The organism is Aliivibrio sifiae (genome assembly GCF_002954705.1).
In the GTDB taxonomy this organism is placed as follows: domain Bacteria; phylum Pseudomonadota; class Gammaproteobacteria; order Enterobacterales; family Vibrionaceae; genus Aliivibrio; species Aliivibrio sifiae_A.
The window spans coordinates 456,828-469,427 of record NZ_MSCO01000002.1; the positions used below are offsets into that span (position 1 = coordinate 456,828).

General features: G+C 39.4%; 13 protein-coding genes. 6 read left to right on the forward strand and 7 right to left on the reverse strand.

Translation table 11 applies throughout. From position 1 onward, the window contains the following. Positions 1-52: 52 nt before the first annotated feature. The 5 genes from BTO22_RS12985 to BTO22_RS13005 are packed head-to-tail and all read right to left on the reverse strand — an operon-like array spanning position 53 to position 5,386. Complete coding sequence (locus BTO22_RS12985) at positions 53-1,957, reverse strand: vWA domain-containing protein (protein ID WP_105055895.1); 1,905 nt, start codon at positions 1,955-1,957, stop codon at positions 53-55. Beyond that, on the reverse strand, positions 1,950-2,915 hold the full coding sequence (locus BTO22_RS12990) for a vWA domain-containing protein (protein WP_105055896.1): 966 nt from the start codon (positions 2,913-2,915) through the stop codon (positions 1,950-1,952). The genes BTO22_RS12985 and BTO22_RS12990 overlap by 8 nt, the downstream gene beginning before the upstream one ends. Next, positions 2,908-3,441: a DUF4381 domain-containing protein gene (locus tag BTO22_RS12995; protein ID WP_105055897.1), complete on the reverse strand. Its 534-nt coding sequence runs from the start codon at positions 3,439-3,441 to the stop codon at positions 2,908-2,910. The genes BTO22_RS12990 and BTO22_RS12995 overlap by 8 nt, the downstream gene beginning before the upstream one ends. Continuing rightward, positions 3,441-4,412 carry a DUF58 domain-containing protein gene (locus BTO22_RS13000; RefSeq protein WP_105055898.1) on the reverse strand — a complete coding sequence of 324 codons (972 nt, stop codon included), beginning with the start codon at positions 4,410-4,412 and terminating at the stop codon, positions 3,441-3,443. The genes BTO22_RS12995 and BTO22_RS13000 overlap by 1 nt, the downstream gene beginning before the upstream one ends. 17 nt (positions 4,413-4,429) lie before the next feature. After that, complete coding sequence (locus tag BTO22_RS13005; RefSeq protein ID WP_105055899.1) at positions 4,430-5,386, reverse strand: AAA family ATPase; 957 nt, start codon at positions 5,384-5,386, stop codon at positions 4,430-4,432. Positions 5,387-5,578: 192 nt separating this feature from the next. Between BTO22_RS13005 and BTO22_RS13010 the strand changes: the two genes are divergently transcribed. Next, positions 5,579-7,489, forward strand: coding sequence for a methyl-accepting chemotaxis protein (locus tag BTO22_RS13010; protein ID WP_105055900.1), 1,911 nt, complete (start codon positions 5,579-5,581; stop codon positions 7,487-7,489). Positions 7,490-7,568: 79 nt separating this feature from the next. Continuing rightward, positions 7,569-7,769 (forward strand): hypothetical protein, encoded by a 201-nt coding sequence (locus BTO22_RS13015; protein WP_061037457.1) that lies wholly within the window; start codon positions 7,569-7,571, stop codon positions 7,767-7,769. Between the two features lie 87 nt (positions 7,770-7,856). On the opposite strand, the gene BTO22_RS13020 is transcribed toward BTO22_RS13015, so the two are convergent. Continuing rightward, the gene (locus tag BTO22_RS13020; RefSeq protein ID WP_061037456.1) at positions 7,857-8,564 is read right to left on the reverse strand and encodes a hypothetical protein; all 708 of its coding nucleotides are present in this window, start codon (positions 8,562-8,564) and stop codon (positions 7,857-7,859) included. Positions 8,565-8,711: 147 nt separating this feature from the next. Between BTO22_RS13020 and BTO22_RS13025 the strand changes: the two genes are divergently transcribed. From BTO22_RS13025 to BTO22_RS13035, 3 genes are read left to right on the forward strand one after another with little or no spacing between them, the layout of a single operon-like run. Beyond that, the gene (locus BTO22_RS13025) at positions 8,712-9,137 is read left to right on the forward strand and encodes a hotdog fold thioesterase (RefSeq protein ID WP_060993025.1); all 426 of its coding nucleotides are present in this window, start codon (positions 8,712-8,714) and stop codon (positions 9,135-9,137) included. A gap of 21 nt (positions 9,138-9,158) precedes the next feature. Further along, positions 9,159-9,983, forward strand: coding sequence for an HDOD domain-containing protein (locus tag BTO22_RS13030; RefSeq protein ID WP_105055901.1), 825 nt, complete (start codon positions 9,159-9,161; stop codon positions 9,981-9,983). Between the two features lie 2 nt (positions 9,984-9,985). Then, a complete protein-coding gene (locus BTO22_RS13035) occupies positions 9,986-10,159 on the forward strand; it encodes a hypothetical protein (protein WP_105055902.1) in 174 nt (57 codons plus the stop codon). Between the two features lie 6 nt (positions 10,160-10,165). Here BTO22_RS13035 and BTO22_RS13040 read toward each other — a convergent pair whose 3' ends face one another. Next, positions 10,166-11,149, reverse strand: coding sequence for an integron integrase (locus BTO22_RS13040; protein WP_105056561.1), 984 nt, complete (start codon positions 11,147-11,149; stop codon positions 10,166-10,168). A gap of 862 nt (positions 11,150-12,011) precedes the next feature. On the opposite strand from BTO22_RS13040, the gene BTO22_RS13050 reads away from it, so the two are divergent. Next, entirely contained in the window at positions 12,012-12,494 is a 483-nt protein-coding gene (locus BTO22_RS13050; RefSeq protein WP_061005965.1) for a lecithin retinol acyltransferase family protein, read from the forward strand. The last annotated feature ends 106 nt before the right edge of the window (positions 12,495-12,600 follow it).

Consider the following 12,600-nt stretch of genomic DNA (forward strand, 5'->3'; position numbering starts at 1 on the left):
GTCGAACTCTTTACAGTAGAGTAGGGACTGATTTGTCTTATACTCATTAAAATTACCATTCATTCTCAGAAGCTTGTGGTGCTTCTTGCTGTTTTGCTTGCAGATACAATAGAGCACGAAGCAGTTCATCTTCTTTTGCGCCTGATTGTTCTAATTTTTGTAGACGAGGATCGGTTTTAATGGCGTCACTGTCTGCTTTTGCTTGTTGTGATTGCATTTGAGCTTGTCGCTCTTTCTCTTCGTCCGATTTAGGTTGCTTATCTTTCTCATCACGAGCTTGTGCTGCTTGCTCTTTGTCTTTCTTCTCTTGTCCTTTTTTAGCTTGCTCTTTTTGTTGCTGCTCTTGAGAAGATCCCTCTGACTTATCTTGCTTATCAGACTGTGATTTATCATCAGATTGAGATTCATTTTTCTGCTGATTCTGCTGATTCTGCTGATTCTGCTGATTCTGCTGTGAATCTTGAGATTGTGAGTCCTGTGAATCTGAAGATTGCTCAGAGCCGTCTTTGCTGTCTTTATTCTTTTGGTTTTGTTTATCCTGTTTTTTATCTTGTTTGTCGTCTTTATTTTTATCCGATTGTTTATTCTTATCGTCTTGCTCTTGCTGTTTTTGCTCTAGCGCTTTATTGACGATATCAAGATTCTTCTTTGCATCTTTCATCTCTGAATCGGTTTTTAGTAAAGACTCGTACTTCTCTTTCGCTTCTTCCAATTGACCATTTTGCGCCAAGGCATTCGCAAGATTGTATTGAGATTGAGTATCTTCAAGACCGGTTAGACTTTCAATCGCGCCTTTATAATCTCCAGCCTTATATTGTGCAGCTCCTTTCCATTGTTTTGATTTGAACTGCTCACTTGCTGCCTTATAGTCCTTTTGCTTAAATTGTTGATGAGCACTGTAATCATCAGAAACTAAGTGACTTGATACGTCTGTACTTGCCATAGATTTATCAATTGGCAACAACACCAATAGAAGCGCTAAGAGCATTCCTTTTCTAAAGCAAAGCAGTGAGAACAGTACCAATGGGAAAAGTAGCCAATAACCATGATTGGCACGACTGTTCACCTGGTTATCACTGTTCTGTGTCACTTGCTCTACTGGCGTTTTAGTTAAGCGAGCAATAGCTTCAATATCACTGTTATCTGATTGAATAAGTTGAGCCACACCATTAGTTGTTTGTGCCAGTGTGACTAGTGGGTCTGAATCCAGTGTCGCGACAACTGTTTTACCTGAAGCATCGGTGAGCAACTGACCTGATGGCAACTCAATTGGCGCGCCATTTTTAGTTCCTATGCCTAATAAACTGATTCGCCATTTGGTGCCTTTAACGCGACTCATCACTTTATCGAGCTGTTGGTTTGATATTCCATCAGTCAAAACAATGATGTCACCTTGCTGATGGCCTGATTTAGTCATCATCTCAATACTTTGCTCAACCGCCGCTAACAAGTTACTGCCTTTCCCTTTATAAGGCATGATTTCTGGCGATAAGTTAGTGATTAAGTTATTGAGCGTTTGGCTATCTTCAGTTAACGGACTGACTAAGTAACTGTCCGCGCCATAAGCGACTAACCCCGTCATGCCTTCTTTCCAATAAGGCAGTAAATCTTTCGCTTTGTATTTCTCTTGAGTTAAACGATTTGGTTTTATATCGGTCGCATACACAGAGCGAGACATATCCATCACAAGCACTCGCGCACCTGAGAGCTGAAAACTTGGTGAGTCTTTATAACCAAAACTAGGACCTGCGAGGGCAGTAGTAACACATAACCACGCGAATACTAAGCCAAGCGTAAAGCCATTGCCTTGTGTCTTTTGAGTCATTCCCAATTGTTTGGCAATGTGCGGTGCAATCAGCCCTGTGGTGTTTTTGTTTTTACGTTGAATAAGCACCAATACCCCAAGAGGGATAAGGGCTAAAAACCACAGCGGATAGAGAAAAGTAAAATTAGCCATGACGCTTTCTTACTCCCACAATAATAAAGAAGAAAAACAGATACCCCATTAACGGATAGCGGAACCACTCTTCATGTGGTCGCCAGGTTTGTGTTGCTTGAGTAATGGGCTCTAGTTGGTCGATGGTTTGGTAGATCTTCGCTAACTCATCGGCATTACGTGAACGGAAATATTGTCCACCTGTCATGGTTGCAATTTCAGTCAGTGTTTTCTCATCCAAATCACGCGCGGTATTGACGGTTTGTTTGCCAAAGAAACCACGAACCTGCATTTCACCCGCACCAATACCGACCGTATAAATCTTGGCATTATTGTCTTTGGCAAGTTGCGCTGCTTCTAATGGTTCGAGTACTCCGGCTGTATTGCCGCCATCACTTAATAAAATAATGGTTCGTTGTGGGGCGTTGCTTTCAATAAAGGTTTTGGTCGCTAGCCCTAAGCCTTCACCCATGGCGGTCATTTGTCCGACTAAACCAAGAACGGTACGGTCAAGTTGTTCTTCGACGGTTTTTCTATCAAAGGTGAGTGGGGTTTGCAGATAAGCGTGATCACCAAACAGTACTAACCCAAGACGATCGCCTTTACGCTCATCAATAAAATCAGACACGACTTTTTTAACCGCGGTTAAGCGATCAACAAAATCCCCATTCTCGGTTTTCATGTCTTCTTCGGCCATTGAGCCAGATAAATCGACCACTAGCATCATGTCACGGTGTTCTGGCTGAATATCAACTGGATCGCCATACCATACCGGACGGGCTAAGGCCGCAATCAATAACAGCCAAGCCACAGACAATAAACCAATATTGATGCGTTTATTTGGTTGCTTATACTCTCCTTGATCTGGTAATCGAGGAAGGTGAATAGCGGTACCTATGTCTTTTTCAGGCACAAAAAAGTAAAACAGGAAGGGAATAGGTAATAAAAACCATGCCCACCACCAAACGAATTCAAGCATGTTGATGTCCTTTTGTTGATGTTGTTGCCATTACTTTTTTTACTGGTAAAGCATGAGATAGCCAATAACGCACATCATCATAGAAACGTTGTTGATTGGTTTCTGATAATGCTTGTTGTCCGTATAAAGTTAGCTCTAACATTTCTGCACGAGATGAGAAATGAACATTGGCCTGTTTTTTCACGGGTAGTTGCTGCTCAACAAAATGCCACCACGCTAATCCATGAAGTGAGGCAATGCGCTCACGAGGAAAGTGACTTAATGCGGCTTGTTTTAATAAACGCGCAATGTCACTGGTTTGCTGTGGTGTTAGCTGCGATAACTGTTGTAAGGCAAGTCGTTTTAATACGCTTTTTTGACGTTGACGATATATAAACCAAACGATGGCAATAACCAGTAATAACACACAGACGATGAGTCCATAACCCGTGAGAGATAGCCCCCACGATGGTGCGGCAGGTAAATGAATATCTGCTAATGGCAATACGTTATTTGCTGGTGCTTGTTGGGTTGAAGATAAAGACATTACTTGGCTCCTTTATCTTGGTGTGATGGATCTTGTGAAGACGTCAATTGCGATAATAACGGTAAGCCTGAGGATAAACAGTGCAGTTGAATACCTAATTGCATCGCCATATTTTGCACATACGCTTTATGAAGATTGGCTTGCTGCTCTAACGCTTTTTTGGTCGATGATGACGAAAAGTCTAACCATGCAGAACGTTTGTTATCAGAAACATATTCAGTGCCATTAAAGCGAGTTGAACCTTGCTCAAGCGGATCGCTAATCATTACAAACTGTAAACGGTTGTGTTTGCTTAATTGACTGAAGATAGCCTTACATTCATCGGTTAGGGCATAAAAATCACTGATGATCACAATCTCACTGCCTTTAGGGCATAATCGTTGCAACTGGCTTAACCCGTTGGCAAACGAACTGGCTTGTTGCGCAGTATCCAAAGGCTCAGAGCCACTGTTGGTATTATGCTGTTCAATGATAGATTGCATAAATTGCAGCACACTTTTTTGACGAGAAGAGGGCTTACAATCAAAGGTCGATAATCCATCAAAGATGATCCCACCAACGCGATCTTTTGCTGCGAGCGTTATCCAGCTTAATAAACTGGCAAAATGCGCAGCTTGTACTGATTTAAACAGCAGTTGAGAGCCAAAACGCATGGTGTCGCTGACATCAATAAACAGCATGGTTGGTTGCTCACGCTCTTCACTGTAGAGTTTGGTATGAGGCTTACCAGTACGCGCAGTCACACGCCAATCAATCGAGCGAATATCATCGCCCGGTTGGTATTGACGTACTTCTGAGAAATCCATGCCGCGGCCTTTTTGTCGGCTTTGGTGGCTGCCATTCATTTTTGACCACACAGATTGAGACGGCGGTAGCCACTGTAATGAATGATTCTTATAGTGAACCAATTCATTAAGTGACAAGGTAACGCCATTACTGTGTGGTGGCAGCGATAGAGTAGTCTTTTTCATATAATTACTTTACGACGTTAAGAAGCCGCAACCATTTGTAATAATCGCTCAACCACTTTATTTGCAGTTGTCCCTTCCGCTTGTGCTTGGAAGCTTAACAACAGGCGATGACGTAACACAGGGTAGGCCATCGCTTGTACATCTTCAGGGCTAACAAAATCACGACCAGCTAACCATGCATGCGCACGAGCACAGCGATCAAGTGCTAACGTTGCACGAGGACTCACGCCCATTTCTAGTTGCTTCGCTAAGTCTTGGCAGTATTGCTCTGGCTTACGTGTCGCCATGGTAATACGAATAATGTATTGCTCAATTTCAGGCGCCATGTAAATCGAGAGAACTTCTTTACGCGCTTTAAATATTTCACTTTGCGCTAAAGGTTGTGGTTTCTCTGCTTGCTCACCTAGGGCTTCACCACGGTTTAAACGCAGAATCGCTAATTCATCTTCAGCGCCTGGGTAATCAACATCCAGATGCATTAAGAAACGGTCAAGTTGCGCTTCTGGTAGAGGGTATGTCCCTTCTTGTTCAATCGGGTTCTGTGTCGCCATCACCAAAAATAGCTCTGGTAATTGATACGTATTGCGACCTGCAGTGATTTGTTTTTCAGCCATCGCTTCAAGCATCGCCGCTTGCACTTTAGCTGGGGCACGGTTGATTTCATCTGCAAGAACCAATGAATTAAAGATAGGGCCCGGTTGGAAGGTAAATTCTCCCGTTTCTTGGCGATAAATATCCGTCCCGGTTAAATCTGAAGGCAATAGATCCGGAGTAAATTGGATGCGGTGGAAATCCCCCTCGATCGAATCAGCCAAAATCTTAACAGCACGGGTCTTCGCAAGACCAGGAGGGCCTTCAACTAAAATATGGCCATCAGCAAGAAGGGCTATTAATAACTGCTTCACTAATGCAGGCTGACCAATGACTTGAGATTCAAGATAAGTTTGTAATTGTTGAACTTTTAACGCTGGCATATATCACCCATTTTCTGGATTATGTAGTAATTATTTCTTTGTGACTTATTAAAATCACATTAGTTCCTTAATAGATGAGGTTTAATTTTGATTATTCAACCATTTAGCTAATGAATTAAATTGCAGTTATTTATTAAAGTAATGGTACGCCCTGCCGTTATATAGAAAATCTATTTTAGCGGTGGAAAAATTATGATTAATCTAACAATAAAACAGAAACTCGTAGCAGGCATCGTAATAGCGATTATTGCATCGACTTCACTTGTGGGTATTGTTGCCCAAACCAAAGCATTCGAGACTCTTGATGAGCGTTTAACGACGCTTGAGTTACCTACCATCCTTAAACAGATTGGTGGTGAAGTTGATAAAGAAGTCGCGGTTATCTCTTCGGCGGCAGAGCAAATGGCAAATAATCCATTTATTATTGATGCTATTTCAAACCCTAATATTTCACCTGAAGATCAAACACTACTGATTGCTCAACTGAATAAACTAAAACAACAACATCAATTGAATGATGCGTCAGTAGCAAACCGTAAAACAGCGTATTATTGGAACCAAGACGGTTTTTTACGTCAATTAACTCAGCAACAAGATGGTTGGTTTTTTGGGTTTACTCAAAATGGCCCTGAGCGAATGTTGAATGTCTTTACTGAGAAAAATGGTGAAGTGAAACTGTTTGTTAATTTTCAGCAGCTAAATGGTACATCAATGGCAGGGTTATCTAAATCTCTTGATGATATGGTGTCATTATTAAACGGTTTTAGAATTGAGAAGACTGGTTTTGTGTATTTAATGGATGGTAATGGTGACATTAAAATTCATAAAGACAGTAGTATCATGGGAAAACAATCAATTCGTAATCTGGTGAGTGCAGAAGCATCAACATTGTTAACCAAACAAGCGTTTAATTTAAGCCGCATTGAAAAAAATGGTAAAGAGATTTTTATCGCTTCTCATTATATCCCATCAATGGAATGGTTTATTGTTGCAGAAGTGCCTGTAGGCGAAGTATTTGAAAGTCTTTATAGCTCAACAGAAGAAATCATCCTATCTATATTAGTGATCATTGCTATCTTTATTACATTAGCGATTTGGGGAGCAGGCTCGATCACGAATAAAATTAAAGAATTAGCACACCGCTTTCATGAGCTTGGTGAAGGTGAAGGGGATTTAACTCATCGTATCGAAGTGAAAGGAAATGATGAGATTGCAGAGCTTTCAAAAGGCTTTAATGGTTTTGTTGAGAAAATTCACGCAACAGTTTCTGAAGTTGTTGAAACTGGGCATGTACTGCATACCACAGCAGAAAATGTTGCACTCAAAGCAACCTCAACGCGTGATAACAGTGAAATGCAACGCGATCAAACCTTACAAGTGGTTACGGCGATTAATCAAATGGGCAGTACGATTAATGAAATCGCTTCAAATGCGGCAAATGCAGCTCAATCGGCAAGCAATGCTGAAGTGAGTACACAAAATGGCCGCCAAACTGTGATTGAATCTCGTGATGCTATTACTCAGCTTGAAGGTGATTTAGTTCAAGTCAGTCATGTGGTGGAACAACTTGCAGGAACGACACAAGACATTGGTTCAATCTTGGATGTTATTCGCGGAATTTCAGATCAAACTAACTTACTGGCATTGAATGCAGCAATTGAAGCGGCGAGAGCTGGTGAGCACGGTCGTGGTTTTGCAGTGGTGGCTGATGAAGTTCGCCAATTAGCAAGCCGTACATCTGAATCTACTGATGAAATTCAAAAGATGATAGACCAACTGCAAACTGAAGCTCAAAATGCAGTAACGGCAATGGAAGCAAGTCACACTGTAACGGCTCGTGGTGTTCAATCAGCTGATACTGCAACAGATGTTTTAGCAGGTATTGCATTAAGCATTACTGATATCTCAGATATGAATACGCAAGTAGCAACGGCAACAGAAGAGCAATCAACCGTGGTGTATACAATTAACCAAAATATCGAAGAGATTAATGGCATTAATGAGCTAACCACGGCAACAGCACAAGAATTAGCTGATTCGAGTCAACAACTTAACGAACTTTCACAACGATTAGATCAATTAGTTGGTGCATTTAAAGTATAACTGACTGCTTTAGGTTTACCTTTTACGGAGATTTCTTGTAGAATCTCCGTAATTGTTTTAGTGAATTGAGAAAGTAATCATGAGTGATATCGAAAAAGAACTGCAAGATATGGTTCAACAAGGTTCAGATCAACCAGAAGTCGCACTGCCTTCTATAGAAGAGCAAAAAGCGATTGTTGCAGAGCTTAAACGCCTTGAAGAAGCAGGGGAGTTGACTCCTGAAATCCTTGAAGCGCATTTTGGTAAGTTTAATGCAGATGATGAAGCCCCAATTCACTAATTGTTGAATTTGTTCTTTATCTAAATAAAAATGCCAGCATTTCAATTGAACGGCTGGCATTTTTGTATTTATATGTTTGAAATCGGATTATTGTATTAGCGTAGATAAAAGGCCAATCACACCACCAAAGATACCACCCCAAACTACAAGCCAACCTAGGTGCTTTTTAATCATATCTTGAACCATCTCTTTAACTAATTTAGGTGTGAGTTCGTTAAGACGTTGGTCAATGATCTCTTCAATAGTGACTTGAATATCATCCATCATCGCAGGGCTTTCTAATTCTTCTTTCAAAGCGAGTTTGAATTGATCTTGCTGGCTGATCTCTGTAATCGAAATCTTCATCTTTTCAATAAAAGGGTCGCGCATCGGTTGAATTGCTTCACTGCCGCCCATCATTGCTAACATGCCTCCAAATTGAGAGTTCATGATCACCTCCACTAAAGAATCAAACGCAGGCGATAGGTCGATTTTTTCAATCACAGGTTCTAGATTAATATTCGTTGCCGATGCCATCTCTTTAGATAGGAATTTATCTACATTTGATTTTGTGAAGAATTGTTCCATCATCAAGTGTTTGATGCTGGCTTTAAACTCTTCAAATCGCGCTGGAATCACACCAGAACCATATAGGCCTGGAACTTTCTCAAACAACATATGAATGGCAAGCCAGTTAGTTAATGCACCAGAAAAAGCAAATAAGCCAATATAGTACAGAGTATTTTGTTGCATGTAATAACCGACTGCTAACAAGAGTAGTGAGATTAAATTAGTGATCATGCTTTTATTTAACATATCAAGCCTATTAATTAGAAAGTGGAAAATTTTGTGAAGTTTATCAGCTACTAAAAGCAGACAACAAGTGAAAATGTGTTTTTGATCTGCTTTGTTGGGTGTAAACTGAGGCGATACACATTAGCAAAGATAATTTAAGGATAGGCGATGAGTATTTGGAAGCGTCCGATGGACTTGGCAATATTAAATTCAACATCCCGAGATACCTTGATGGAAGCATTAAATATTGAGTATTGTCAGTACACTGATGACTCCATTACAGCGTCAATGCCAGTAAATTCAACAGTGCATCAGCCTCTTAGAATGCTGCATGGTGGAGCTTCTGTTGCGCTAGCCGAGTCAGTTGCTTCTATTGCTGCTAATTGGTGTGTTGATGAATCAAAATATTGCGTGGGGTTGGATATAAATGCCAATCACATTCGTGCAGTACGAGAAGGTACCGTTTACGCCACTGCAAAACCAATGCATTTAGGTGCAACAACCCAAGTTTGGCTAATTGATATTAGAGATCAACGAGAACGCTTAGTCTGCACCAGTCGTTTTACTGTTGCCGTGATGAAAAAGAAAAAGTAGCGACTTGTTGTGGAGAAGAAAATGGAACAAAATGAAATTTTAAGTCATGCGCATGAGTTACCAAAGATCCCTAAAGTGATCCGTGAGATGATGGAACTTGTGAATGATCCCGAAGTAGAGCTTCAAGAACTGGCTCGCACTATTTCAATGGAACAAGTGGTTAGTGCTCGTGTTATTCGTTTAGCGAACTCAGCACATTTTTCTCGAGGCAAAAGTGTCTCATCCGTTGATCAAGCGGTTGTGCGTTTGGGTCTTGAACCGTTAAAAACATTGATTATCGCATCTTCTCTGGTTAGTGCCTTCCCGTACGTGGAAGTGATTGACTTAGAAATGTTCTGGCAAGAAACGTTTGAAGTCGCGATTCTGAGTAAAGCGATAGCTCAAAGTTGTTCAGTAAATCCAAATAGTGCCTTTACTGCTGGCATGTTACATAATATTGGCGATTTAATGATTTACACGGTAATGGCTGAACAAGTTCCAACTATTTTTGAAAAGATTGAAGCTGGCAGTAATAAAGTTACAGCACAGCGCTCAACGATTGGTACTGATAGCGCAATTTTAGGTGCTAAATTGGCCGAGAGTTGGTCTTTTTCTGAAGGATTGGTTTTTGCTATCTCTGAACAGTATGAGCCCAAAATAGATAATATTTATTCTCCATTAGCCGCAACAGTACGTTTGGCTAATGCGATTAATCGTGATTGGGATAACTTACCAACACTAGATGCAAAATCAGTGTGGTTATCAGAGCAAATTGAAGCTGATATCTTATTCATCAATGATTCTATTATTGAAAACATCGATGGAGTAAAAGGTTCAGGAATTGAAATGGCTCGGTTGGTAATGTAATCATGCAAAAAGAGTGGATGTTATCTGCACTTATCGGTGCTTTTTTTGCCATCGTTTCATATTTAGCCCCTGGTTTTATTGCGAGTAAAGTTTTTGTTATTATCGCAGTGATTTTTTTGGCGAAAGCAGTAAAAGCTATTTTTTACTCACTAAAACATCGCCAATATGAGATGTAAGTGTTATTAGTCGAAATCCAGTGGACTTTTTGTCCCTGAAAAATGTAGACCGATAACATGCGTGTAAATTTGGGTCGTTTTGATATCAGAGTGACCCAATAATTCTTGTATTGTTCTTAAATCTGCTCCTCTTTCTAAAATTCGTGTAGCAAAACTATGTCTAAATGTGTGGCAACTTGCTTTCTTATCTATACCAACCTTTTGTATTACTTTTCTAACAGCAGATTGAACCGTTCTATCTAACAGATGATGGCGTCGATATTTTTCTGAACGAGGATCATTACTTAACTGTGGTGATGGAAAAACATATTGCCAACCATAACTTTTGGCTTGTGTTGGGTATTTTTCAGCTAAAGCGTAAGGCATATAAACTTCATCGTTGCCATTTAAAGCATCGAGTTTATGCTGTTGTTTTACAAAATCGAGCTGGGTTTTAATCGCTTCAATAACGCTGTCAGGTAAGATTGATGTTCGATCTTTATTGCCTTTTCCGCTTTTAATGGTAATGATTTTTTTATCTATATCGATATCATTAACTCTGAGGCGTAACGATTCGTTTATTCTTAATCCACTGCCATACATCAGTTGTGCTATCAATTTTACAGGATGTTTTAATTCGTTTATTACAGATATAGCTTCATTATGAGTAAATACTGTTGGCAGTTTAGTTGCTTTTTTAGAACGTTTAAAATCCAAGTTATCGACTGATTGCTGTAAAAACTCGCGACATAAAAATATCAGGGCATTTAATGCCGTTTTTTGTGTATTAGGAGACACATTTTGCTTTATTACAAGATGCTCGAGGTAGCTTGGGATATCAAATGCCTCGATTTCATCTTTTGATGTGTAATTTTTATAACGAATAAAATTGCTTATCCAGTAAATATAATGTTTCTCTGTATTATAAGCGAGGCCACGCGTACGAATAAAAATACGTAATTGATCTGTAAAACGTTGTGAGCTTGGATTAAGGTTTAATGGAATATCCATAATAACTGATTTTTGTGAATGATAAGGTGAGTGTAGTGACTTAAGTTTAACTCGCAATTTAGTTTCGCATATTTGTAATGTAGTTATTAATTTAATGGAAATATTAGATTAATCAGTTACATGCACAAGGCTATAAAAATGGGATATACGAATCATATTCAGATATTTTAGTTCTTTTTTCGGGTCGAAAATAAGTTATTGTATTGGTTTTAAAGTAAAATATCGTGATTTAGTTGTGGTGGAATAGACTCGGAAGAAATTGCGAATCTAGTTGGTATAATTAAATGTTATGTGCTGAAGTCAGTTTAGTTGTCTATTTATCTTGTCAAGTGTTCTTTATTGTATAAAATAGCGCTCTATAAAAATTAAATAATTTTACTATCTATACAGGTTGGTATATGAATCTTAATGAAAAATCTAGGTTGGTTTCTTTTTTACTTACGCTTTTCTTTGGACCACTTGGCTTATTTTATTCGTCAATAGCCGCAGCGTTAGTTCTTTGTATTATTGCATTTATGTCTGCTTCTACAATTATTGGTCCTATTATTTGTTGGGTTTTGGCAATGGCAATAGGTGATCATTGTACATATAAACACAATAAAAATATCTCACAGATTAAAGACCTTATATCGTCAAAGTGACAATACCTAAATGCACATAACAATTGCATCAACACGATTTACTACATTCGGCATTGTCAGTTTGCCGAGTGTTTCTCGTTTTAAGGCGTCAATTTTAGGTATATTTGCATGGTAGTAAACGTGTTATGCAGGCGTTATACCGTTTCTTTTTGCGTCAAATACCTTGAAATTACGCCAATAGCCACAATATATAAAAGGTTAATATTTTAAAGGATTAAATTTTGAAAACTATATCTGTAAAACCTGGTGATGTTCTTGTATCAGATTTTGGTGTTTACCAACATTGGTCTATTGTTACTGACAAAGTATGTACTAAAGGAACACCGCTATTAATATCCGCAACACAAAGAAATGGGACAGTTCAAGAAGAACCTTGGCATGATGTTACCCAAGGTAAAAAGACCTACGTTACAAACGCTAAATTTTCTAAACCTATATCTGAGGTGTTATCGGATGCTAGGTCTCAAATTGGTCTATGGCCTTATTCCGTAACATCTAAGAACTGTGAGCACTTTGTTAAGTGGGCAACAGGATTAAAGGTAACATCTACACAGGTTACTGCCGGTGTAGTAGGCGCTGGTGCAGGAATAGCTTTAGTTGGTCTATGTTCCGAGAATCCTAAATTTGCAAAATTTCTAGGTTGGTCAATTTTACTTGGTGGTTTAGCTGTCTTAGGGGCGAAAGCTGTTGAAAAAGTAGATTAAGTAACGGTATAACAAAGCAATCAACACGATGCTTATTACACTCGGCATTCGCGGTTTAGAGTATAATTGAGTTTGGTAAGTAAGGCGTTCAGCACGTGTTATTGCG

Excerpts from the sequence above, each read along its gene's own strand:
- BTO22_RS13000 (WP_105055898.1), bottom strand. The coding sequence starts at position 4,412 with ATGAAAAAGACTACTCTATCGCTGCCACCACACAGTAATGGCGTTACC.
- BTO22_RS13010 (WP_105055900.1), top strand. The coding sequence starts at position 5,579 with ATGATTAATCTAACAATAAAACAGAAACTCGTAGCAGGCATCGTAATA.
- BTO22_RS13015 (WP_061037457.1), top strand. The coding sequence starts at position 7,569 with ATGAGTGATATCGAAAAAGAACTGCAAGATATGGTTCAACAAGGTTCA.
- BTO22_RS13040 (WP_105056561.1), bottom strand. The coding sequence starts at position 11,149 with ATGGATATTCCATTAAACCTTAATCCAAGCTCACAACGTTTTACAGAT.
- BTO22_RS13025 (WP_060993025.1), top strand. The coding sequence starts at position 8,712 with ATGAGTATTTGGAAGCGTCCGATGGACTTGGCAATATTAAATTCAACA.
- BTO22_RS12995 (WP_105055897.1), bottom strand. The coding sequence starts at position 3,441 with ATGTCTTTATCTTCAACCCAACAAGCACCAGCAAATAACGTATTGCCA.
- BTO22_RS12990 (WP_105055896.1), bottom strand. The coding sequence starts at position 2,915 with ATGCTTGAATTCGTTTGGTGGTGGGCATGGTTTTTATTACCTATTCCC.
- BTO22_RS12985 (WP_105055895.1), bottom strand. The coding sequence starts at position 1,957 with ATGGCTAATTTTACTTTTCTCTATCCGCTGTGGTTTTTAGCCCTTATC.
- BTO22_RS13005 (WP_105055899.1), bottom strand. The coding sequence starts at position 5,386 with ATGCCAGCGTTAAAAGTTCAACAATTACAAACTTATCTTGAATCTCAA.
- BTO22_RS13020 (WP_061037456.1), bottom strand. The coding sequence starts at position 8,564 with ATGTTAAATAAAAGCATGATCACTAATTTAATCTCACTACTCTTGTTA.
- BTO22_RS13035 (WP_105055902.1), top strand. The coding sequence starts at position 9,986 with ATGCAAAAAGAGTGGATGTTATCTGCACTTATCGGTGCTTTTTTTGCC.
- BTO22_RS13030 (WP_105055901.1), top strand. The coding sequence starts at position 9,159 with ATGGAACAAAATGAAATTTTAAGTCATGCGCATGAGTTACCAAAGATC.